The organism is Enterobacter chinensis, from assembly GCF_034008295.1.
GTDB classification, from domain to species: domain Bacteria; phylum Pseudomonadota; class Gammaproteobacteria; order Enterobacterales; family Enterobacteriaceae; genus Enterobacter; species Enterobacter chinensis.
The window spans coordinates 65,095-88,780 of record NZ_JARDVI010000010.1; the positions used below are offsets into that span (position 1 = coordinate 65,095).

At 56.9% G+C, this 23,686-nt stretch carries 18 protein-coding genes; 8 read left to right on the forward strand and 10 right to left on the reverse strand.

The window, feature by feature from the left end; all coding sequences use genetic code 11:
* Positions 1-42: 42 nt before the first annotated feature.
* From hslU to priA, 5 genes are all read right to left on the reverse strand, one after another.
* On the reverse strand, positions 43-1,377 hold the full coding sequence (hslU, locus tag PYW49_RS22605) for an HslU--HslV peptidase ATPase subunit (protein ID WP_134347553.1): 1,335 nt from the start codon (positions 1,375-1,377) through the stop codon (positions 43-45).
* Positions 1,378-1,386: 9 nt separating this feature from the next.
* On the reverse strand, positions 1,387-1,917 hold the full coding sequence (gene hslV, locus PYW49_RS22610; RefSeq protein ID WP_008501802.1) for an ATP-dependent protease subunit HslV: 531 nt from the start codon (positions 1,915-1,917) through the stop codon (positions 1,387-1,389).
* Positions 1,918-2,011: 94 nt separating this feature from the next.
* Positions 2,012-3,010, reverse strand: coding sequence for a cell division protein FtsN (gene ftsN / locus PYW49_RS22615; RefSeq protein WP_134347552.1), 999 nt, complete (start codon positions 3,008-3,010; stop codon positions 2,012-2,014).
* 93 nt (positions 3,011-3,103) lie between these two features.
* The gene (gene cytR / locus PYW49_RS22620) at positions 3,104-4,129 is read right to left on the reverse strand and encodes a DNA-binding transcriptional regulator CytR (protein ID WP_134347551.1); all 1,026 of its coding nucleotides are present in this window, start codon (positions 4,127-4,129) and stop codon (positions 3,104-3,106) included.
* A 119-nt stretch (positions 4,130-4,248) separates the two neighbouring features.
* Complete coding sequence (gene priA, locus PYW49_RS22625; protein WP_320387597.1) at positions 4,249-6,444, reverse strand: primosomal protein N'; 2,196 nt, start codon at positions 6,442-6,444, stop codon at positions 4,249-4,251.
* A gap of 200 nt (positions 6,445-6,644) precedes the next feature.
* Here priA and rpmE point away from each other — a divergent pair, with 200 nt between their 5' ends.
* A complete protein-coding gene (gene rpmE, locus PYW49_RS22630) occupies positions 6,645-6,857 on the forward strand; it encodes a 50S ribosomal protein L31 (protein ID WP_003862040.1) in 213 nt (70 codons plus the stop codon).
* A 48-nt stretch (positions 6,858-6,905) separates the two neighbouring features.
* On the opposite strand, the gene metJ is transcribed toward rpmE, so the two are convergent.
* Complete coding sequence (gene metJ / locus PYW49_RS22635) at positions 6,906-7,223, reverse strand: met regulon transcriptional regulator MetJ (RefSeq protein ID WP_003862042.1); 318 nt, start codon at positions 7,221-7,223, stop codon at positions 6,906-6,908.
* Positions 7,224-7,499: 276 nt separating this feature from the next.
* Here metJ and metB point away from each other — a divergent pair, with 276 nt between their 5' ends.
* The 4 genes from metB (at position 7,500) to katG (ending at position 14,538) form a co-directional block, all read left to right on the forward strand.
* A complete protein-coding gene (gene metB / locus PYW49_RS22640; RefSeq protein WP_320387600.1) occupies positions 7,500-8,660 on the forward strand; it encodes a cystathionine gamma-synthase in 1,161 nt (386 codons plus the stop codon).
* 2 nt (positions 8,661-8,662) lie between these two features.
* Positions 8,663-11,095, forward strand: coding sequence for a bifunctional aspartate kinase/homoserine dehydrogenase II (locus PYW49_RS22645; protein WP_320387601.1), 2,433 nt, complete (start codon positions 8,663-8,665; stop codon positions 11,093-11,095).
* A gap of 226 nt (positions 11,096-11,321) precedes the next feature.
* The gene (metF, locus tag PYW49_RS22650; protein WP_023309676.1) at positions 11,322-12,209 is read left to right on the forward strand and encodes a methylenetetrahydrofolate reductase; all 888 of its coding nucleotides are present in this window, start codon (positions 11,322-11,324) and stop codon (positions 12,207-12,209) included.
* A 148-nt stretch (positions 12,210-12,357) separates the two neighbouring features.
* The gene (gene katG, locus PYW49_RS22655) at positions 12,358-14,538 is read left to right on the forward strand and encodes a catalase/peroxidase HPI (RefSeq protein ID WP_320387603.1); all 2,181 of its coding nucleotides are present in this window, start codon (positions 12,358-12,360) and stop codon (positions 14,536-14,538) included.
* A gap of 113 nt (positions 14,539-14,651) precedes the next feature.
* Here the strand turns inward: katG and fsa are convergent, their stop codons facing one another.
* The 4 genes from fsa to argE form a co-directional block, all read right to left on the reverse strand.
* Complete coding sequence (gene fsa, locus PYW49_RS22660) at positions 14,652-15,314, reverse strand: fructose-6-phosphate aldolase (protein ID WP_320387604.1); 663 nt, start codon at positions 15,312-15,314, stop codon at positions 14,652-14,654.
* 128 nt (positions 15,315-15,442) lie between these two features.
* On the reverse strand, positions 15,443-16,207 hold the full coding sequence (locus PYW49_RS22665; RefSeq protein WP_320387605.1) for a helix-turn-helix transcriptional regulator: 765 nt from the start codon (positions 16,205-16,207) through the stop codon (positions 15,443-15,445).
* Between the two features lie 95 nt (positions 16,208-16,302).
* Entirely contained in the window at positions 16,303-18,954 is a 2,652-nt protein-coding gene (gene ppc, locus PYW49_RS22670; RefSeq protein ID WP_320387606.1) for a phosphoenolpyruvate carboxylase, read from the reverse strand.
* 247 nt (positions 18,955-19,201) lie between these two features.
* Complete coding sequence (argE, locus tag PYW49_RS22675; protein WP_023309677.1) at positions 19,202-20,353, reverse strand: acetylornithine deacetylase; 1,152 nt, start codon at positions 20,351-20,353, stop codon at positions 19,202-19,204.
* Between the two features lie 88 nt (positions 20,354-20,441).
* Here argE and argC point away from each other — a divergent pair, with 88 nt between their 5' ends.
* The 3 genes from argC to argH all read left to right on the forward strand — a co-directional run bounded on the left by argC (position 20,442) and on the right by argH (position 23,677).
* Entirely contained in the window at positions 20,442-21,446 is a 1,005-nt protein-coding gene (gene argC / locus PYW49_RS22680) for an N-acetyl-gamma-glutamyl-phosphate reductase (RefSeq protein ID WP_320387607.1), read from the forward strand.
* Positions 21,447-21,452: 6 nt separating this feature from the next.
* Entirely contained in the window at positions 21,453-22,229 is a 777-nt protein-coding gene (gene argB / locus PYW49_RS22685) for an acetylglutamate kinase (RefSeq protein WP_134347540.1), read from the forward strand.
* Between the two features lie 74 nt (positions 22,230-22,303).
* Positions 22,304-23,677 (forward strand): argininosuccinate lyase, encoded by a 1,374-nt coding sequence (gene argH, locus PYW49_RS22690; protein WP_320387608.1) that lies wholly within the window; start codon positions 22,304-22,306, stop codon positions 23,675-23,677.
* The last annotated feature ends 9 nt before the right edge of the window (positions 23,678-23,686 follow it).

The following is a 23,686-nucleotide window of genomic DNA, read 5'->3' on the forward strand; positions in this document are numbered from 1 at the left end:
CATTAGCCCCCATTAAACGTGATGAGAATCCAGTAACCGCGATTATAGGATAAAACGGCTCAGATCTTCATCTGCCACTAACGCATCCAGATGTTTACTCACATATTCCGCGTTAATGGTAACGGTTTGACCGTTCAGGTCGCTCGCATCATAAGAGATATCTTCCACCAGGCGTTCCAGCACGGTGTGCAGACGACGGGCACCGATGTTCTCGGTGGTTTCGTTCACCTGCCATGCGGCCTGGGCGATACGTTTGATGCCGTCTTCGGTGAACTCAAGGTTCACGCCTTCAGTCGCCATCAGCGCTTTGTACTGTACGGTAGCAGAGGCGTTTGGCTCGGTCAGGATACGTTCGAAATCTTCGGTGGTAAGCGCCTGCAGCTCAACGCGGATTGGCAGACGCCCCTGCAGCTCGGGGATCAGATCCGACGGGCTGGCAACCTGGAACGCGCCTGAAGCGATAAACAGGATGTGGTCCGTTTTCACCATGCCGTGCTTGGTGGAGACGGTGCAGCCTTCAACCAGCGGCAGCAGGTCGCGCTGAACGCCTTCGCGGGACACATCCGGGCCGGAGCTGTTGCCGCCGCGCTTACAAATTTTGTCGATTTCGTCGATAAACACGATGCCGTGCTGCTCAACCGCGTCGATTGCGTCCTGCTTCAGCTCTTCCGGGTTCACCAGCTTCGCCGCTTCTTCTTCAATCAGCAGCTTCATCGCGTCTTTGATTTTCAGCTTACGCGCTTTCTGCTTCTGACCGCCCAGGTTCTGGAACATGGACTGCAGCTGGCTGGTCATCTCTTCCATTCCCGGAGGCGCCATGATTTCCACACCCATTGGCGCGGCAGCGAGATCGATCTCAATCTCTTTGTCATCCAGCTGGCCTTCACGCAGTTTTTTGCGGAACGCCTGACGCGCAGCAGACGGTTCCGCCTGCTGCTCAGACTGACCCCAGTTGTTTTTTGCCGGCGGGATCAGCACGTCGAGAATGCGCTCTTCAGCCATCTCTTCCGCGCGATAGCGGTTTTTCTCAATCGCCTGGACGCGTACCATTTTGATCGCCGAATCGGTCAGATCGCGGATGATGGAGTCCACTTCTTTACCCACATAGCCCACTTCGGTGAACTTGGTGGCTTCAACTTTGATGAACGGCGCGTTAGCCAGTTTGGCCAGACGACGGGCAATTTCGGTTTTACCGACGCCGGTCGGGCCGATCATCAGAATGTTTTTCGGCGTCACTTCGTGGCGCAGCTCTTCATCAAGCTGCATACGGCGCCAGCGGTTACGCAGAGCGATAGCCACGGAACGCTTCGCGTTATCCTGGCCAATGATGTGTTTGTTCAGTTCGCTGACAATTTCGCGTGGGGTCATTTCAGACATGGGAGATCCTTACGCTTTGGAGGTCAATTCTTCGATGGTGTGGTTGTGGTTGGTATAAATGCAGATATCGCCTGCAATATCCAACGCCTTCACCGCGATATCACGCGCGTTCATGTCGGTGTTTTCCAACAGCGCGCGGGCTGCAGCCTGGGCATAAGGGCCGCCAGAGCCGATGGCAATCAGGTCATTTTCCGGCTGAATCACGTCACCGTTACCGGTGATGATTAGCGATGCGGTTTCATCGGCTACCGCCAGCAGCGCTTCGAGCTTGCGCAGCATGCGGTCGGTGCGCCAGTCTTTTGCCAGCTCAACGGCAGCTTTCACCAGATGACCCTGGTGCATTTCCAGTTTACGTTCAAACAGTTCAAACAGCGTGAAGGCATCAGCCGTGCCGCCTGCAAAACCGGCGATCACTTTGTCGTTATAGAGACGACGCACTTTCTTCACGTTGCCTTTCATGACGGTATTACCCAGCGTGGCCTGGCCATCACCGGCGATTACCACATGGCCGTTACGGCGTACACTTACTATTGTTGTCACGAGCAGACCCCCTGGTTACAGAATCGGGAAACAGAAGCCCTGAGCCTGTGCTCAGGGCTGAATTAAATGATAGATGGGGGGGAATTTGGGGGTTTCAACCCCCGGAGGCGAGTCGAATACAGTTTGTGTGACCAGCGATTTTCAAACGAGAAATGGTGCCATCGGCATTTTCTTTGCCTTTGACCGGACCAATCACCACGCGATTCCAGCCGTTATTGGTGGTAATACGCGAATCAAACCCTTCGAAGGCCAGCTGTGCACGCACCGTTTCCGCCTGCTCGGCACCTTTGAACGAACCGCACTGTACCATCCAGCGGCGTTCGTCTTTTTTCTCTGCCGTCTGCTTCGGCGCCTCGGTCTCTTTGGTCACCGGCGCGGCCTGCTGCGTTTTCGGCTGCTGCGCGGTGGTATGCGCTGGCGTCTGAAGCAGATCCTGATACGGCTGAGCCGCTTGTTTTTGCGGCTGCGCTTTTGGCTGCTGCTGAACAGGCTGGGACTGTACCGTTCGCGTCGGCTGCTGGTATGGCTGTTCCGTTACCCGCGGCTGTGCTTTCGGCTGCTGTAGCGGCTGGGTTTGCGCCCACTGCTGCTGTTGCTGTTGCTGCTGAATTTGCTGTTGCGCCTGACGTCGCTGCAGCGTTTGCTGACGCTGTTCCGGCGTCTGCTCATTCCACGGCACTTCGTTCAGCTGCGTAGGCTGCTGGCGCATATCGGCCTGCATTTGTGCCAGCAGCTGACGTTGTTCATCCGTTAGCTGATTCGCATTCTGCACTTCACCACCCGCAGAAGGTTCGGTTGGCGCACGTACCCCAGGCTGACGGCTTTCCAGCTCTTTGATATAGCGCCAGCGCTCTTCAGGCTTCGGAGGAAGGCCATTTCCGGCCACTTTACTGGCCTGAAGCGCCTCAGACTCTTCTTTTTTATGGTGCGTGATAAAGTACAGGCCACCAATAAAGGCGACGACTACAGCCGCAGCAATAGCGACCATTGCTGGCGAGACAGCAGGCAGGTTACGTTGCTTTTTCCTTGAGCTACTCTTTTTGCGTCGCGAAGGTGCCGGCTGGCCGCGACGTACATAATCTCGTTGTGCCACTATCGTTTCGCTGTATTTATTCGTTCGTCAGTCCGCCATGTTACTTAAGCGGCGGGGCTTTGACCAGATAAGGGTGTCTTAAAGACGTTTACTTTAAGTCAATGCCTGGGTAGAGCCGCGAACAATCAGTTCGCAGTCCAGCAACCGCGAACCGCTGCTAACTGTTTGACCGTGAAGCTGATCCAGCAAAAGCAGCATTGCTTCACGACCAATTTGATAACGCGGCTGAGAGACCGTTGAGAGCGGTGGATCGCAAAATTCTGAAAGCGAAATATTATCGAATCCGATGATCGATAAATCTTTCGGGATCCGCAAGCCGCGGCGTTTGGCATACGATAACGCGCCCAGCGCCATCACGTCGCTGTGACAAAATACGGCGGTTGGCGGTTCAGGCAGGTCCAGAAGCTTCTCCAGCGCCTGTCCACCGGCTGCGAAGGTAAAGTCACCGCGCGCAATGTAGTGCGGATCGACGGTAGCGCCGGTACGGCGCAGCGCCTGAACGTAGCCCTGCAGGCGGTAGTGACATAGCGGCATCTCTTCCGGTCCGGCAATGCAGCCAATACGCTTATGCCCCAGATCCTGGAGATAGTTTACGGCATTGAACGCGGCGGTGAGGTTATCAATATGAACGGTCGGCAGCTCCAGCTCTGGCGCAAACTCGTTGGCCATCACCATCGGCGGTAAATTACGCTGCTCTTCAATGCTGGCATCAAACGGCAGACGAGAACCAAGCAGCAGCATGCCGTCAATCTGCTTGGTGATAATGAGGTCGATAAAGGTTTTTTCCTGCTGGTTCTGATGGGCACAATCGCCAATCAGCACCAGGTAACCCTGTTCCGCCGCGGTGACTTCAATACCGCGGATAATTTCGCTGAAGAAAGGGTCGCAGATGTCCGGCACAATCACCAGGATGGTGCGTGACTCGTTGCGTTTGACGTTACGCCCCATTGCCTGTGGAAAATAGCCTACTTCAAGCGCCGCCTGCTCCACCCGGTTACGGGTCGCCTGGGAGACTTTATCCGGGTTCATTAATGCGCGGGACACGGTTGCCGTAGAGACTTGTGCTTTCTGGGCAACGTCTTTCATGGTCGCCGGTGCAACCTCTTTCCTGGACTTCAACGTATTCTCCTCGCCTGAACACCGAACTTCTGCCATCACCATTTTTACAGATAGTTAATGGAATCGGTTACAGAATTTTCATAAAAAGTGTGAGGAGCGTTAAATTTTTCGATCCGTCTTCAACCTTCTATGGGATCGACGTCCAGCACCCACTTCACTTTTCGCGCTTCGGGCAGGGTGTTAATCAATACCAGAGCGCCGCTGACGATGTGCTGAAGACGAACACGCGAGGGGTGCTGGAGCAAAATTTGCCAGCGGAAACGTCCGCCGCGTTTTGGCGCCAGCGCGGGCACCGGGCCCAAAATCCACAGCTGATTATCCACCAGCGGGCTGGCCTGCAGGAGGTTTCTTAGCTGCTGCAGGAAAAGTGGTGCCTGCTGGTTGTTATGATCTTCCGCGCGGATGATAACGTGGCTTGTCCACGGGGGAAGCTGCATGGACTGACGTTCAGCCAGCGCCTGCTCGGCAAAGGCGTCATAGCCTTTATGCAGCAGGGTTTGCAGCAACGGGTGCTCCGGGTGGTGCGTCTGCAACACCACTTCGCCCTGTTTACCGGCACGGCCCGCACGTCCAGCCACCTGAGTATAAAGCTGGGCGAAGCGCTCGGCTGAGCGGAAATCCGCAGAGAACAACGCGCCGTCCACGTCCAGCAGGGCGACCAGCGTCACGTCCGGGAAGTGGTGCCCTTTGGCCAGCATCTGGGTGCCAATCAGAATGCGCGCCCCACCGCGATGCACTTCCGCCAGCTGCTGTTCCAGCGCCCCTTTGCGGCTGGTGGTGTCCCGGTCGATTCGGGACAGGGGCACGTCAGGGAAGAAGGGCGCGAGGGCCTGTTCCAGCTGCTCCGTGCCCAGACCGACCGGCACAATATGCGTTGAACCACATGACGGGCACTGGCGCGGCACCGGACGCTGGCTGTCGCAGTGGTGACAGCGCAAATGGCGCTGGGCCTGGTGAAAGGTGTAGTAATGGTCGCAACGCGGACACTCGGCAATCCAGCCGCAGTCGTGGCACAGCAGGGCCGGTGCAAATCCGCGTCGGTTGAGGAACAGAATGACCTGATTCCCCGCCTGCAAATGCTGGCGCATGCGGGTAATAAGTGCGGGCGCTAACCCTGCCTGCACCTGCTGACCTTTCAGATCCAGCACGTGCTGAATGGCTGGACGGGCATTTCCTGCCCGACGCGTCAGGCGCAGCATATGGTATTTACGCTGGCGCACGTTGTGCAGTGTTTCGAGCGCAGGCGTGGCGGAGCCGAGAATAATAGGAATCTGCTCACTGTGCGCGCGATAAACAGCCAGATCGCGAGCATGGTATCGCCAGCCTTCCTGCTGTTTATAGGAGCTGTCGTGCTCTTCGTCGATCACAATAACGCCAAGATTTTTAAACGGCGTAAACAGCGACGAGCGGGTGCCGATCACAATTGCCGCTTCGCCGTTCTTCGCTTTCAGCCAGGCGCTGAGACGTTCGCTGTCGTTCAGGCCGGAGTGCAGTACTTCAACAGGGGCATTAAAGCGTTCGCGGAATCGGGCGATGGTTTGGGGCGTCAGGCCAATTTCCGGCACCATCACCAGCGCCTGTTTGCCCTGAGCGAGTACGTTTTCCAGTACGCTCAGATAGACTTCGGTCTTGCCGGAACCGGTGACCCCCGCCAGAAGCCAGGCAGAAAAATGATCGGAGGTGCTATGAATCGCGCCCACGGCGGTGGCCTGCTCGGTATTCAGACGCAGGCGATCCCCTGAAACGGAGAAACTCTCCCGCCAGTCGTAAAGGGCAGGTGCTTCACTGCCCAGTTCGCTTAACCCTTTCTTTCTTAACGCCTGCAGTGCGGCTTCGTTCACCTCGAGCTCGTCGACCTGATGACGCCAGATTTTCCCCTGACGCAGCGCCGCCAGCGCCTGCTGCTGTTTCTGCGAGCGCTTCAGGCTGTTGATGTCCACGGCCTGACCCTGTTCGGTAGCAAACCAGTACCACATCGGCGCGTGGCTGGCGTTCTTGCCCTGGCGCAGCATGATTGGCAGGGCGTGGAACAGGACGTCGCCGATGGGGTGGTGGTAGTAATCCGCCGCCCACAGCAGCAGTCGCCAGGTGCTGGTGGAGTAAACCGGCTCACTGTCCAGCACCTCAACCACCGATTTCAGTTCATTGAGGGGCAGCTCGCTTTTCTCGCTAACTGACACCACAATTCCCACGCGCTGCTGTTTGCCAAACGGCACGGTCACGCGACAGCCCGCTTTGGCGCTCATGCTGTCAGGCAGCAGATAGTCAAAGGTGCGGGGAAGCGGAACGGGCAGGGCAACGTGAGCAACGGGCATCGAATCTTCCTGACTTGAAAAGTGGCGCGTTAGTATACACATTAGTAAAAGCGGCGTGCGGATCAGTTTGCATGCGCTGGTTAAATTCTGTATGATTCGCCGCCTTTGGTGTACTTTACGCCAAAGAACTTACATTCAACATCGCGTGGTGTCTGGCGTTAGGGCTGGAAGAGCGACGCGGCCTTAACTGAGGTTCTCCCATGAAAAAAGATATTCACCCGAAATACGAAATGATTACTGCAAACTGTTCTTGCGGTAACTCTATCCAGATCCGCTCCACCGTGGGTCACGATCTGAACCTGGACGTGTGCGGCAAATGCCACCCGTTCTACACTGGTAAGCAGCGTGATGTTGCAACCGGTGGCCGTGTTGACCGCTTCAACAAGCGTTTCAGCATCCCGGGCGCTAAATAAGCTTCCCGAAAAAAAGGCACCGCAAGGTGCCTTTTTTGTATCCGCTTATCAGTATTCCCACGTCTCCGGGTCAATACCCAGTTCACGCATGATCACCTTCGCCTCTTCCGGGATTTCGTCACTACGCTCTTTGCGCAGATCGTCATCGTTTGGCAGCGGTTGACCGGTAAACGCATGCAGAAACGCTTCGCACAACAGTTCGCTGTTGGTTGCGTGACGCAGGTTGTTCACCTGACGACGCGTACGTTCATCGGTGAGGATCTTCAACACCTTCAGAGGAATGGAAACCGTAATTTTCTTTACTTGCTCACTCTTCTTACCGTGCTCAGCGTATGGGCTGATATATTCGCCGCTCCATTCAGCCATGAGATACCTTTAATCCTCTCAGTCATTTATCTAAAGGTGCAAAACCTGTAACCACCCGTTTTGAACCGCAATCTTGCCTAGTTTACCGTAGAGACGATACCGTGGCACGGATATTGCCGCTGCAGCGTGCACTAAAGCATATAATTTTAACGGCTATTTGCGCATTGCTCAATCTATACGCAAAGAAGTTTAGATGTCCAGATGTATTGACGTCCATACTTTCAATGTTTACTCTGGTGCCTGACTTTTCACCTCATTCGCCAGGAAGCCCTCACCATGACGCGTAAACAGGCCACTATTGCAGTGCGTAGCGGATTAAATGATGACGAGCAGTACGGCTGCGTTGTCCCGCCGATTCATCTTTCCAGTACCTATAATTTCACCGGATTTAATGAACCCCGCGCGCATGATTATTCGCGTCGTGGCAACCCTACACGTGACGTAACCCAGCGCGCGCTGGCCGAGCTGGAGGGTGGCGCAGGAGCAGTATTAACCAATACGGGAATGTCTGCCATTCACCTGGTGACCACGGTGTTCCTGAAACCGGGTGACCTGCTGGTTGCGCCGCATGATTGCTACGGCGGCAGCTATCGTCTGTTTGATAGCCTGGTAAAACGCGGCTGCTATCGCGTGCTGTTTGTCGATCAAAACGACGAACAGGCGCTGAAACAGGCGCTGGCAGAGAAACCGAAGCTGGTGCTGGTGGAAAGTCCAAGCAATCCATTGTTGCGCGTTGTCGATATTGCGAAAATTTGTCAGCTCGCAAGGGATGCGGGAGCGATAAGTGTAGTGGATAATACGTTCCTCAGTCCGGCCCTTCAGAACCCACTCGCACTGGGTGCCGATCTGGTATTGCATTCATGTACTAAATATCTGAACGGCCATTCTGACGTGGTTGCGGGCGTGGTGATTGCCAAAGATCCTGATGTTGTCACCGAACTGGCATGGTGGGCGAATAACATTGGCGTCACCGCGAGCGCCTTCGACAGCTATCTGCTGTTACGCGGCATTCGCACGCTGTCGCCGCGTATGGAAGTGGCGCAGCGCAATGCCCAGGCGATTGTTGATTTTCTGAAAACGCAGCCGCTGGTGAAAAAGCTTTATCACCCGTCGCTGCCTGAAAACCAGGGGCACGAGATTGCCGCGCGCCAGCAGAAAGGATTTGGCGCGATGTTAAGTTTTGAACTGGACGGTGACGAGCAAACGCTGCGTCGCTTCCTGAGCGGGTTGTCATTGTTTACGCTGGCGGAATCTTTAGGTGGGGTTGAAAGCTTAATCTCCCACGCCGCGACCATGACGCACGCAGGTATGGCACCAGAAGCACGTGCCGCTGCCGGGATCTCTGAGACGCTGCTGCGAATCTCAACCGGTATTGAAGATTCTGAAGATTTAATTGCCGATCTGGAAAATGGCTTCCGGGTCGCAGCCAAGGGGTAATCATGAGTGTGATAGCGCAGGCAGGGGCGAAGGGTCGTCAGCTGCACAAGTTTGGTGGTAGTAGTCTTGCTGATGTGAAATGTTACCTGCGTGTCGCAGGGATCATGACAGAGTATTCTCAGCCGGGGGACATGATGGTTGTCTCTGCGGCAGGCAGCACCACCAACCAGTTGATTAGCTGGCTGAAACTGAGCCAGACCGATCGCCTTTCTGCGCATCAGGTGCAACAGTCCTTACGTCGTTACCAGAGCGAGCTGATTGCCGGCCTGCTGCCTGCGGACGTGGCGGACGGGCTGATCAGCGCCTTTACCCATGACCTTGAGCGTCTGGCTGCCCTGCTGGACAGCGGCATTACCGATGCGGTGTATGCCGAAGTGGTGGGCCACGGTGAAGTGTGGTCCGCGCGCCTGATGGCTGCCGTTCTGCAACATCTGGGGGTAGACGCAGCCTGGCTCGACGCGCGTGATTTCCTGCGCGCTGAACGCGCCGCGCAGCCGCAGGTGGATGAAGGCTTGTCCTACCCGCTGCTGCAACAGCTGCTGGTGCAGCACCCGGGCAAACGCATTGTGGTGACCGGCTTTATCAGCCGTAGCAACGCGGGTGAAACCGTACTGCTGGGCCGTAACGGTTCCGACTACTCGGCAACGCAAATTGGTGCCCTGGCCGGCGTATCCCGCGTCACCATCTGGAGCGACGTAGCCGGTGTGTATAGCGCTGACCCGCGTAAAGTGAAGGATGCCTGCCTGCTGCCGCTGCTGCGCCTGGATGAAGCCAGCGAGCTGGCGCGTCTGGCCGCACCGGTGTTGCACGCGCGCACGCTGCAGCCGGTTTCCGGTAGCGATATCGACCTGCAGCTGCGCTGCAGTTACACCCCAGATCAAGGCTCCACGCGCATTGAGCGCGTGCTGGCGTCCGGTACCGGGGCGCGTATTGTCACCAGCCATGACGACATCTGCCTGATTGAGTTCCAGGTTCCTGCGGGACAGGACTTCAAACTGGCGCATAAAGACATTGACCTGGTGTTAAAGCGTGCCCAGGTTCGTCCGCTGGCCGTGGGTGTTCACAATGACCGCCAGCTGCTGCAGTTCTGCTATACCGCTGAAGTGGCGGACAGCGCCCTGAAAATCCTGGATGAAGCGGGCCTGCCGGGCGAGCTACGCCTGCGTCATGGGCTGGCGCTGGTGGCGATGGTGGGCGCGGGCGTCACCCGTAACCCGCTGCACTGCCACCGCTTCTGGCAGCAGCTGAAAGGCCAGCCGGTTGAATTTACCTGGCAGTCGGAAGAGGGTATCAGCCTGGTCGCCGTCCTGCGCAAAGGGCCAACCGAAAGCCTGATTCAGGGTCTGCATACCACTTTGTTCCGCGCGGAAAAACGCATCGGCCTGGTGCTGTTTGGTAAAGGCAACATCGGTTCCCGCTGGCTGGAGCTGTTTGCCCGCGAACAGGTCACGCTTTCGGCGCGTACCGGATTTGAATTCATTCTCGCGGGTGTCGTGGACAGCCGCCGTAGCCTCCTGAACTACGAAGGGCTGGATGCCAGCCGCGCGCTTGCCTTCTTTAATGATGAGGCCGTCGAGCAGGATGAAGAGTCGCTGTTCCTGTGGATGCGCGCGCACCCGTACGACGATCTGGTGGTGCTGGACGTCACCGCCAGCGAACAGCTTGCCGATCAGTATCTTGATTTCGCGAGCCACGGTTTCCACGTCATCAGCGCCAATAAACTGGCGGGTGCGAGCAGCACCGATAAATATCGTCAGATCCACGACGCGTTTGAAAAAACAGGGCGCCACTGGCTCTATAACGCCACCGTTGGGGCTGGCCTGCCGGTTAACCATACGGTGCGCGACCTGATTGAGAGCGGCGACAGCATTCTGGCGCTGAGCGGTATTTTCTCTGGCACGCTCTCCTGGCTGTTCCTGCAGTTTGACGGCACCGTACCGTTCACTGACCTGGTGGATCAGGCCTGGCAGCAGGGCTTAACGGAACCCGATCCGCGCGTTGACCTCTCCGGTAAAGACGTCATGCGTAAGCTGGTGATCCTGGCGCGTGAAGCTGGTTATGACATCGAACCGGATGCCGTTCGCGTTGAGTCACTGGTGCCTGCTGGCTGTGAAGAGGGTTCTGTGGACCATTTCTTTGAAAATGGTGAAGAGCTTAACGAGCAGATGGTGCAGCGTCTGGAAGCGGCGAACGAGATGGGGCTGGTACTGCGCTACGTGGCGCGTTTCGAGGCGAACGGAAAAGCGCGAGTCGGCGTCGAGGCGGTGCGTCCTGAACATCCGCTGGCGGCGCTGCTGCCGTGCGATAACGTCTTCGCTATCGAAAGCCGCTGGTATCGCGATAACCCACTGGTGATCCGTGGTCCTGGCGCGGGACGCGATGTCACCGCTGGGGCAATCCAGTCCGACATCAATCGTCTGGCTAAGCTGCTGTAATTTCGCTTATTCCCTCTCTCTCTGGGAGAGGGTTAGGGTGAGTGCAATCAACCGCACTCACCCTCATCATGAATTTCTCTCATATTCCCTGAGCAAACCTCACCGTTATTGTTGATTATTTATGTTGACGTCCCTCCGCTTTTCCGTCATTTTTACATCTGGACGTCTAAACGTATAGAAGTTCACAATACAACAAACAACGACACAAGATTGATAGAGGTAAGGTATGAGCTTTTTTCACGCCAACCAGCGGGAAGCACTGAATCAGAGCCTGGCCGAAGTAAACGGCCAGATTAACGTCTCTTTTGAATTTTTCCCGCCGCGCACCAGTGAAATGGAGCAAACCCTGTGGAGCTCTATCGATCGTCTCAGCAGCCTGAAACCGAAGTTTGTCTCCGTGACTTACGGGGCTAACTCCGGCGAGCGTGACCGTACGCACAGCATCATTAAGGGCATCAAAGATCGTACCGGTCTGGAAGCGGCTCCGCACCTCACCTGTATCGATGCGACCCGTGACGAGCTGCGTGCTATCGCTCAGGATTACTGGAATAACGGCATCCGTCATATTGTCGCGCTGCGCGGCGACCTGCCGCCGGGCAGCGGTAAGCCGGACATGTATGCTGCCGATCTGGTCGCGCTGCTGAAAGACGTGGCCGACTTTGATATCTCCGTTGCCGCTTATCCTGAAGTTCATCCGGAAGCGAAAAGTGCCCAGGCCGATCTGCTTAACCTGAAGCGTAAAGTGGACGCCGGCGCGAACCGTGCCATTACCCAGTTCTTCTTTGATGTGGAAAGCTATCTGCGCTTTCGTGACCGCTGCGTCTCCGCGGGCATCGACGTTGAAATCATCCCGGGTATTCTGCCGGTCTCTAACTTCAAACAGGCAAAGAAATTTGCCGACATGACCAACGTGCGTATCCCGCTGTGGATGTCCAAAATGTACGAAGGTCTGGACGATGACCCGGAAACCCGCAAGCTGGTGGGGGCCAATATCGCGATGGATATGGTGAAGATCTTAAGCCGCGAAGGCGTGAAAGATTTCCACTTCTATACGCTGAACCGCGCGGAGATGAGTTACGCCATTTGTCATACGCTCGGCGTTCGTCCAGCGTAATAAGCATAAGTCCCTCATAATATGAGGGATTTTTAGTCAGGTAAAAAACTTAAAAGGTATTAGCTATCGAATCTGTGGATTAATTCAACTATATCTTATTGCTAGTGGTGTATATCGTAACGGTAACACTGTAAAAGGGAGCATAGCGATGAGCACGTCAGACGAGACCAATAAAGCGGCATCAGTCGGCAAATGCCCGTTCCATCAGGGCGGCGTCGATCACAGCGCGGGTGCAGGTACAGGCAGCCGTGACTGGTGGCCAAAACAACTCCGCATCGATCTTCTTAGCCAACATTCCAACCGTTCTAACCCACTGGGTGAAAACTTCGACTACCGCAAAGAATTTAGCAAACTCGATTACTCTGCCCTTAAAGGCGACCTCAAAGCACTTTTAACCGACTCTCAACCGTGGTGGCCTGCCGACTGGGGCAGCTATGCGGGTCTGTTTATCCGTATGGCCTGGCACGGCGCGGGTACCTATCGCTCCGTTGACGGACGCGGTGGGGCAGGACGCGGTCAACAGCGCTTTGCGCCGCTGAACTCCTGGCCGGATAACGTTAGCCTGGATAAAGCGCGTCGCCTGCTGTGGCCCATCAAGAAAAAATACGGACAAAAAATCTCCTGGGCTGACCTGTTCATTCTCGCGGGGAACGTGGCGCTGGAGAACTCTGGCTTCCGCACCTTTGGTTTTGGTGCCGGGCGTGAAGACGTCTGGGAACCGGATCTGGACGTAAACTGGGGCGATGAAAAAGCCTGGCTGACCCATCGTGATCCGGAAGCGCTGGCGAAGCGCCCTCTGGCCGCCACCGAAATGGGGCTGATTTACGTTAACCCGGAAGGGCCAAACGCCAGCGGTGAACCGCTGTCAGCGGCAGCGGCGATTCGCGCCACCTTTGGCAACATGGGCATGAACGACGAAGAGACCGTGGCGCTGATTGCTGGTGGCCACACTCTCGGTAAAACCCACGGCGCGGGTGAAGCCACCCACGTGGGCACCGACCCGGAAGCCTCACCGATTGAAGCACAGGGCCTGGGCTGGGCCAGCACGCACGGCACAGGGGTTGGCGCTGACGCCATTACCTCCGGTCTGGAAGTCATCTGGTCGCAAACCCCGACCCAGTGGAGTAACTACTTCTTCGAGAACCTGTTCAAATTCGAATGGGTCCAGACCCGCAGCCCGGCAGGCGCGATTCAGTTTGAAGCCGTGGATGCGCCGGAAATCATGCCTGACCCGTTCGACCCGTCGAAAAAACGTAAGCCAACGATGCTGGTTACCGACCTGACGCTGCGTTTTGACCCGGAATTCGAAAAGATTTCCCGCCGTTTCCTGAACGACCCGCAGGCCTTCAACGAAGCCTTCGCGCGCGCGTGGTTCAAACTGACCCACCGCGATATGGGACCAAAATCGCGTTACCTCGGACCGGAAGTGCCGAAAGAAGATCTGATCTGGCAGGATCCGCTGCCGGAGGCGGTATTCAACCCGACCAAAGAAGACATTGAAAGCCTGAAGGCGGAAATTGCGGCATCCGGTCTGTCCATCAGCGAACTGGTTTCCGTTGCCTGGGCGTCAGCGTCAACCTTCCGCGGTGGCGATAAGCGTGGCGGCGCCAACGGTGCACGTCTGGCGCTGGCCCCTCAGCGTGACTGGGACGTGAACGCCGCTGCGGTTCGCGCGCTGCCGGCTCTGGAAGCTATCCAGCGCACTACCAACAAAGCCTCCCTGGCCGATATCATCGTGCTGGCGGGCGTGGTAGGGGTAGAGCAAGCCGCGAAAGCTGCGGGCGTGTATGTCACCGTACCGTTCACGCCGGGCCGCGTGGATGCGCGTCAGGATCAGACGGATATCGAGATGTTTAACCTGCTCGAACCGATTGCCGACGGCTTCCGCAACTACCGTGCGCAGGTGGATGTGTCCACCACCGAGTCACTGCTGATTGATAAAGCCCAGCAGCTGACGCTGACCGCACCTGAGCTGACGGTGCTGATCGGTGGTCTGCGCGTACTGGGTGCAAACTTTGATGGCAGTAAGAATGGCGTGTTCACCGACCGCGAGGGCGTGCTGAGCAATGATTTCTTCGTGAACCTGCTGGACATGAATACCCAGTGGAAGGCGACCGATGAATCAAATGAACTGTTTGCCGGAAGCGATCGCGCCAGCGGTGAAGTGAAATATACTGCCACTCGCGCCGATCTGGTCTTCGGTTCAAACGCCGTTCTGCGCGCGCTGGCAGAGGTTTACGCCAGTGACGATGCGCACGAGAAGTTTGTTCGCGACTTCGTTGCAGCATGGGCGAGGGTGATGGATCTGGACCGGTTTGACGTGAAGTAAATAAAATCCCCGCCACGGCGGGGATTTTTTTGCCAGTAATCCAGGCCGGATAAGGCACATTCGCCACCTGGCTTTCCCGTTACTCCCACTTCTGCAGGAACCGCTGTCCATACTTAAAGGTTGAGGTTACCAAACGCGTTTTTCCAGTCCTGCTCGAACTTCTCTATGGCTGACTCTACCGCCGGGGTGCCGAGCATTTGTTGCGCTACGTCTAAAGGAAGCGTGATTGCCTCACATCCGGCGAGCAGACAGTCCAGCGCCTGACGCGGCGTTTTGAAGCTGGCGGCCAGCACCTTGCTGTCCGGTGCGTGCAGTTCCAGCAGGGACTGCAGCTCCTGGACCATGCGGATGCCGTCACCGCCCTGAGCGTCGACGCGGTTTACATACGGCGCGACATATTTCGCCCCCGCGAGTGCGGCGAGTAAGCCCTGTGCAGCGCTGTAAACGGCGGTCCCCAGCGTGGTTATCCCCTCTTTTTTCAACGCCCTAATTGCGATAAGCCCCTGCGCGGTAACCGGGATTTTGACCACGATATCCGGTACGGCGTTACTCAGGCGTTTGGCTTCCGCCACTATGCCTTCGGCATCGCGGCTCAGGGTTTGAGCAAACAGCGAGCCTTCCGGCCCGATGGCTTTTTGCAGGCGCGGCAGCACGTCCCAGATCGATTCACGGTTGGCGGCAATGATGCTCGGGTTGGTGGTGACGCCCGCGATGGGGAAGACGCGCGCCAGACGTTCAACGTCCGCCACGCTGGCGGTATCGAGGTACAGTTCCATTATTTTTCCTTAAGTCAGAAAGGTTAAATAAAGGATAAGGCCCGGCCAGGCGCGGCCGATACAGGTCAATTTTGCCAAATACTGGACAAATGTATTCTGCTTAACGAAGTGCGATGCCGATCACAGTGCTAGTTTTTGGCGATCAGCTGGCTGTGATACTGGCGGCGATATTCGGAAGGGGAACGTTCGGTGTGTTTGCGAAAGAGACGGCAGAAATAGTTGCTGTCCATAAACCCGCAGCGCGCCGCAATATCCTTGATTTTTAAATCATATCCCTTGAGCAGCTGGCGCGCATTTTCCAGACGCGTCTGCGTCAGGTATTCGTTGAACCCGACGTTCCCGGTCTTCTGAAAAAGATGAGAGAGATAGTTAGGGGAAATGTAAAACGCCTCGGCAACGGAACCCCGGGTCAGCGCGGAGGCATGATGTTCGTCGATAAAGCGGCGAATGGCCTCAAAGAGTGCGACCCTGCGGCTGTCAGTGTGGATCTTGCTGCCAAGCAGATCGCGGCAGTGGCTGAGCAGACTTAGGACGACCAGCCTGGCGGTATCTTGCTCGGTCGGCTGCATGTGCAGCTCGTTGAGCGTTTGCAGGAGAAACGCGCCCGTTCGGGGGCCTCGCCTGGCGACCTGCAGCTGTTGTGATAGGACGTTGCCCCGATGGAGCTGAAGCGTCAGCTGCTGTTTACCGAAGATTATTCTGAGAATGTTTGAAGAATGAAGCGGGACGTGCCCGGATGTGGAAAAGAATGCCTCGCAGCGGGTTTCCAGGATAACCGAGAGACAAGGTGATGTTCGTGTATTCTTCCCGGCCGGCGCGACAAAGTGCACCTGATGCAGGGGTAGTGCGCCGTTAATCAGCTCCGTCAGGATTTGCCTAACATCGTGGTGCATGACGTGGATACCGCGGTATTGCCGGGTGGCGCTAACGCTTACCCGGCCTACCTGTCGTAGGCCCGCGCAAGCGTAGCGCCGCCGGGCATAAAGCATCAACCGGTGTTACGCATACCTGCCGCAACACCCGCAATCGTCACCATCAGCGCCTGTTCAACGCGTGGATCAGGCTCTTTCCCTTCTTCTTCCGCCAGGCGCGAACGGTGCAGCAGCTCTGCCTGCAGAACGTTCAGCGGGTCGGTGTAGATGTTGCGCAGCTGGATAGACTCGGCAATCCACGGCAGGTCTTCCATCAGGTGGGAATCGTTAGCGATATCCAGCACCACCTTGATGTCGCCTTGCAGCAGCTCGCGCAGCTCTTTACCCAGCGCCCACAGCTCAGGCTTCACCAGACGCTGATCGTAATATTCCGCCAGCCACAGGTCGGCTTTTGAGAAGACCATTTCCAGCATACCCAGGCGGGTGGAGAAGAATGGCCAGTCGCGACACATGGTTTCCAGCTCGTTCTGCTTGCCGTCTTCGACGACTTTCTGCAGCGCCGCTCCCGCTCCCAGCCAGGCTGGCAGCATCAGGCGGTTTTGCGTCCAGGCGAAAATCCATGGAATAGCACGCAGAGACTCTACGCCACCGGTTGGGCGACGCTTCGCAGGACGCGAGCCCAGCGGCAGTTTACCCAGCTCCTGCTCTGGTGTGGCTGAGCGGAAGTAAGGGACGAAGTCTTTGTTTTCACGCACGTAGCCGCGGTACAGATCGCAGGAGATATCAGACAGCTCGTCCATGATGTGGCACCAGGACTCTTTCGGCTCCGGCGGTGGCAGCAGGTTCGCTTCCAGAATGGCGCTGGTATAGAGCGACAGGCTGCTGATGGTCACTTCCGGCAGGCCATATTTGAAGCGGATCATCTCGCCCTGCTCGGTGACGCGCAGGCCGCCTTTCAGGCTTCCCGGCGGCTGCGACAGCAGAGCCGCGTGAGCAGGCGCGCCGCCGCGACCGATTGAGCCACCGCGTCCGTGGAACAGGGTCAGTTCGATACCGGCTTTCTCGCAGGTTTTGATCAGCGCATCCTGCGCCTGATACTGCGCCCAGGAGGCTGCCATTACGCCCGCATCTTTTGCGGAGTCGGAATAGCCGATCATCACCATCTGTTTGCCCTGAATAAAGCCGCGATACCAGTCGATGTTCAGCAGCTGGGTCATGACGTCGTTGGCGTTGTTCAGGTCGTCGAGGGTCTCAAACAGCGGCGCTACAGGCAGGGCATAGTCGATACCGGCTTCTTTCAGCAGAAGGTGAACGCCCAGCACGTCGGACGGGGTTTTCGCCATGGAGATCACATAGGCGGCCACCGATCCTTTCGGTGCATCCACGATCGCTTTACAGGTGTTGAGCACTTCGCGGGTTTCGTTGCTTGGCTCCCAGTTGCGTGGCAGCAGAGGGCGCTTCGAGTTCAGCTCACGGATCAGGAAGGCCTGTTTGTCGGCTTCGGACCAGCTTTCATAATCGCCGATGCCGAGATAGCGGGTCAGCTCACCCAGGGCTTCAGTGTGACGGGTACTTTCCTGACGTACGTCGATACGCACTAGCGGCACGCCAAAACACTTCACGCGACGCAGGGTGTCGAGCAGTTCGCCGTTGGCGATGATGCCCATCCCGCAGGCCTGCAGCGATTTATAGCAGGCGTAGAGCGGCTCCCAGAGCTGTTCGTTCTGGCTGAGCAGGCCTTCCGGTTTTGGCAGGCGCTGACCTTTCAGGCGCGCTTCCAGCCAGGCCTGAGTGGCCATCAGCTGACCACGCAGTTTTTTCATCAGGAAACGGTACGGCTCGCTGGCGCCTTCTTCTCCAGCCAGCGTGCGCAGTTCAGGTGTCGCTTCAACCATCGACAGCTCGGAGATCAACACCTGAATGTCTTTCAGGAACAGGTCAGTCGCTTTCCAGCGGCTTAGTAACAGGACGTGACGGGTGATTTCTGCGGTGACGTTCGGGTTGCCGTCGCGGTCGCCGCCCATCCAGGAGGTGAAACGGACCGGAACAAAGTCGACCGGCAGGCGGTAGCCCAGGTTCTCTTCCAGCTGTTCGTTCAGCTCGCGCAGGTAGTTAGGCACCCCTTCCCACAGGCTGTTTTCCACCACCGCAAAGCCCCATTTGGCCTCGTCGACCGGGCTTGGGCGGTGCTTACGAATTTCATCGGTGTGCCAGGACTGAGCAATCAGCTGGCGCAGACGGCGCATTAGCTGGTTGCGTTCGTAGTCGGCAATGTCTTTATTATCCAACTGTTTGAGGCAGTTGTTCACTTCCACCATTTTATGGATCAGGGTGCGACGGGTGATCTCGGTTGGGTGAGCAGTGAGTACCAGCTCCAGCGAAAGAGACTCCACCGCTTTTTTGATAGTGGCTTCGTTGAGGTCTGGCTGGTCTTTCAGTTTACGAAGGGTGCGGGCAATGACTTCCGGGTTGCTGGCCGCTTCGCCGTTTGGCGAAATGCTGTGGTATTGCTCAGCGGTATTTGCCAGGTTCAGGAACTGGCTGAATGCGCGTGCAACGGGCAGCAGCTCATCGTTCGAGAGGTTCTGCAACGTCGTAAGCAGCTCCTGACGACTGGCCTCGTTACCTGAACGGGAAGATTTAGACAGCTTGCGGATGGTTTCAACGCGGTCGAGGATGTTCTCCCCCAACGCATCTTTGATGGTATCTCCAAGCACTTTGCCGAGCATACTGACATTACTACGCAACGCGGAATATTGTTCGTTCATAAAAACCCAGTCACCCCATCATTTTTGTTTATGCCCAATCGAAAATCTTTTGGACATTATTTTGTCATCTCCCTTTATAAAGCCACGTAAAACCCCCGTCGTCAATTGCTGCGAAAACGGTTCAGCAAACGAATAAATGCGGACAATTTACGAAATTTAATTCGCTTCGCGTCAGATAAGAGATGCTTATGGGAATGTGACGGAGATCGCGGGATTTTCCCCTCCCAGATGGGAGGGGGAAACGTCATTAATGCCAGCAGAAGTGATGCACAACCTGGGTAATCAGTTCGCGGGTGGGCTTGATGAAGCGGGTTTCCAGATATTCATCCGGCTGGTGCGCCTGGTTGATCGAACCGGGGCCAAGGACCAGCGTCGGACAAAGCGTCTGAATAAACGGCGCCTCGGTGCAGTAGTTCACGACGTCGGTTTTCTCGCCGAGCAGCTTTTCCACCACTTCGACCAGCTGATGGTCCGGCGGGCATTCATAACCCGGAATCGGCGGGTGCAGTTCGGAGACCGTCAGACGGCCCGGCCAGCGCTCGCTCACCGGGGCCAGCGCTTCATTCAGCAAGCCGTCGAGATCGCTCAGCGTCATGCCCGGCAGCGGGCGGATATCCATGTGCAGTTCGCAGCAGGCGCAGATACGGTTAGAGGCATCGCCGCCGTGCAGGCTACCGAGGTTCAGGGTCGGATACGGCACGGTGAACGCGTCGTAGTGGTAACGCTCTTTCAGGTCGTCGCGCAGGGTCATGATACGGCCGATGGCGTCATGCATCAGCTCAATGGCGTTGACGCCGCGCGCCGGATCGCTGGAGTGGCCGGACTGGCCCAGAACACGCACTGCGGTTGAGATATGGCCTTTATGCGCACGGATTGGCTGCAACGACGTTGGCTCGCCGATGATGGCGCAATCCGGGCGGATCGACGTGTTTTCAGAGAAGTAGCGCGCGCCCGCCATGCTGGTCTCTTCATCGGCAGTCGCGAGGATGTAGAGCGGCTTTTTCAGTTTTGTCACGTCCACGTCACGCAGCGCGTCGAGGATAAAGGCGAAGAAGCCTTTCATGTCGGCGGTGCCCAGACCGTAAAGCTTGTTGTCATGCTCGGTCAGGGTGAACGGGTCGCGGGTCCAGCGGCCATCATCAAACGGCACGGTGTCGGTATGACCGGCAAGCAGCAGGCCGCCCGCACCGGTTCCGGTGCTGGCGAGCAGGTTAAATTTGTGACGTGTTCCGGGGACGGGCTGAACCTCAACGTTAAATCCAAGATCGCTGAACCACCCCGCCAGCAGATTGATTAAAGACTCATTGCTCTGATCCAGCGCTTCTTCCGTTGCGCTGATGGACGGTGTGGCAATCAGGGCGCGGTAAATCTCGATAAATGGTGGTAAGTTCATTTTCATTGTTGACACACCTTAGGTCGTGATAGTATCAATATTCATGCAATAAATGTGAATAAAAATACATTATCGTTGAGCATAAAGGAACCCGATGTTGAATACGCTGATTGTAGGCGCTAGCGGTTATGCGGGCGCAGAGCTTGTAAGCTACGTAAATCGTCACCCTCATATGACCATAACCGCTTTGACTGTGTCAGCGCAAAGCAATGATGCGGGAAAGTTAATTTCCGATTTGCATCCGCAGCTTAAGGGCATGGTCGATCTGCCGCTGCAGCCCATGTCTGACATCAGCGAGTTCATCGACGGCGTCGACGTGGTGTTTTTAGCCACCGCGCACGAGGTCAGTCACGACCTGGCGCCACAGTTCCTGGCTGCCGGCTGCGTGGTGTTCGACCTCTCCGGCGCGTTCCGTGTTAACGACGGCGCGTTTTACGAAAAATATTACGGCTTCACCCATCAGCATCCGGAGCTGCTTGAAAAAGCGGTGTATGGCCTGGCGGAGTGGAGCGCAGACAAACTGAAAGAAGCCGATCTGATTGCCGTGCCGGGCTGCTACCCAACGGCGGCGCAGCTTTCCCTGAAACCGCTGATCGACGCCGGTCTGCTGGATCTGAACCAGTGGCCGGTGATCAACGCTACCAGCGGCGTGAGCGGCGCAGGGCGCAAAGCGGCTATCTCTAACAGTTTCTGCGAAGTGAGCCTTCAGCCGTATGGCGTGTTTAATCACCGTCATCACCCTGAAATCACCACCCATTTGGGCGCGGACGTGATTTTCACGCCGCATCTGGGCAGCTTCCCGCGTGGGATCCTCGAAACCATTACCTGCCGCATGAAGCCTGGCGTGACCAAAGAGCAGGTGAGCGAGGCCTTCACGCAGGCGTACGCGGATAAACCGCTGGTACGTCTGTACGACAAAGGCGTGCCGGCGCTGAAAAACGTGGTCGGCCTGCCCTTCTGCGATATCGGCTTTGCCGTGCAGGGCGAACACCTGATTGTGGTGGCCGCAGAAGATAACTTACTCAAAGGCGCTGCCGCGCAGGCAATGCAGTGTGCAAATATTCGTTTCGGCTTCCCTGAAACGCAGGCTCTTATTTAAGGTGTGATGATGAACCCATTAATTATCAAACTCGGTGGTGTACTGCTGGACAGCGAAGAAGCGCTGGAGCGTCTGTTTACCGCGCTGGTTAACTATCGCGAATCACATCAACGTCCGCTGGTGATTGTGCACGGCGGCGGCTGCGTGGTGGATGAGCTGATGAAAGGGCTCAACCTGCCGGTGAAAAAGAAAAACGGCCTGCGCGTGACGCCTGCCGACCAGATTGACATCATCACCGGCGCGCTGGCGGGTACGGCGAACAAAACTCTGTTGTCCTGGGCGAAGAAACACCATATCGCGTCTGTTGGCCTCTATCTGGGCGATGGCGACAGCGTAAAAGTGACCCAGCTCGACGAAGAGCTCGGCCATGTTGGACTGGCGCAGCCAGGTTCGCCTAAGCTGATTAACACGCTGCTGGAAGGCGGATTCCTGCCGGTGGTGAGCTCTATCGGTGTGACCGAAGAGGGCGACCTGATGAACGTCAATGCTGACCAGGCGGCGACTGCGCTGGCGGCAACGCTGGGTGCGGATCTGATCCTGCTCTCCGACGTGAGCGGTATTCTGGACGGTAAAGGTCAGCGCATTGCGGAAATGACCGCGGAAAAAGCCGAGCAGCTGATTGATCAGGGCATTATCACCGATGGCATGATCGTCAAAGTGAATGCGGCGCTGGACGCTGCGCGCACGCTGGGTCGCCCGGTGGATATCGCCTCATGGCGTCACGCGGAGCAGCTCCCGGCGCTGTTTAACGGCACGCCGATTGGCACGCGTATTTTAGCCTAAGTTTTTATTGAATGACCGTAGGCCGGGTAAGCGTAGCGCCACCCGGCGGAACTAACGAATAAAGGAAGCATGTTATGGCACTTTGGGGTGGGCGTTTTACACAGGCAGCGGATCAGCGTTTCAAACAGTTCAACGACTCTTTGCGCTTCGACTACCGCCTGGCCGAACAGGATATCGTCGGCTCTGTGGCCTGGTCCAAAGCGCTGGTGACGGTAGGCGTGCTGACCGCAGAGGAACAGCTGCAGCTGGAAGAGGCGCTTAATAATTTGCTGGAAGAAGTGCGTCTGGATCCGCAGCAAATCCTGCAGAGCGATGCCGAAGATATTCACAGCTGGGTGGAAAGCAAACTGATCGACAAAGTCGGTCAGTTGGGTAAAAAGCTGCATACAGGCCGTAGCCGTAACGACCAGGTCGCTACCGACCTGAAGCTGTGGTGTAAAGATACCGTTGGCGAACTGCTGACGGCCAACCGTCAGCTGCAGAGCGCACTGGTGGAAACCGCACAGAATAATCAGGACGCGGTGATGCCGGGTTATACCCATCTGCAGCGCGCGCAGCCGGTGACCTTTGCGCACTGGTGTCTGGCCTACGTGGAGATGCTGGCGCGTGATGAAAGCCGTCTGCAGGATACCCTGAAGCGTCTGGACGTGAGCCCACTGGGCAGCGGTGCGCTGGCCGGTACGGCGTATGAAATCGACCGTGAACAGCTGGCAGGCTGGCTGGGCTTTGCCTCCGCCACCCGTAACAGCCTGGACAGCGTCTCTGACCGCGACCACGTGCTGGAACTGCTCTCAAATGCGTCTATCGGTATGGTGCATCTGTCGCGCTTCGCTGAAGACCTGATCTTCTTTAACTCTGGCGAAGCGGGCTTCGTCGAGCTGTCCGATCGCGTGACCTCCGGCTCTTCACTTATGCCGCAGAAGAAAAACCCGGATGCGCTGGAGCTGATCCGCGGTAAGTGTGGCCGTGTACAGGGCGCGCTGACCGGCATGATGATGACCCTGAAAGGGTTGCCGCTGGCATACAACAAAGATATGCAGGAAGACAAAGAAGGGCTGTTCGACGCGCTCGACACCTGGCTGGACTGTCTGCATATGGGCGCGCTGGTGCTGGACGGCATTCAGGTGAAACGTCCGCGCTGCCAGGAAGCGGCGCAGCAGGGCTATGCGAACTCTACCGAACTGGCAGATTATCTGGTGGCGAAAGGCGTTCCGTTCCGTGAAGCGCACCATATTGTGGGCGAAGCGGTGGTAGAAGCGATTCGTCAGGGTAAACCTCTGGAAGATCTGGCGCTTGCCGATCTGCAGAAGTTCAGCGCGGTTATCGGGGATGATGTGTATCCGATTCTGGCGCTGCAGTCCTGCCTGGACAAGCGTGCAGCGAAAGGCGGCGTGTCGCCTAAGCAGGTGGCGCAGGCGATTGCGGATGCGAAAAACCGGTTGGTTTGAACCGTGTGG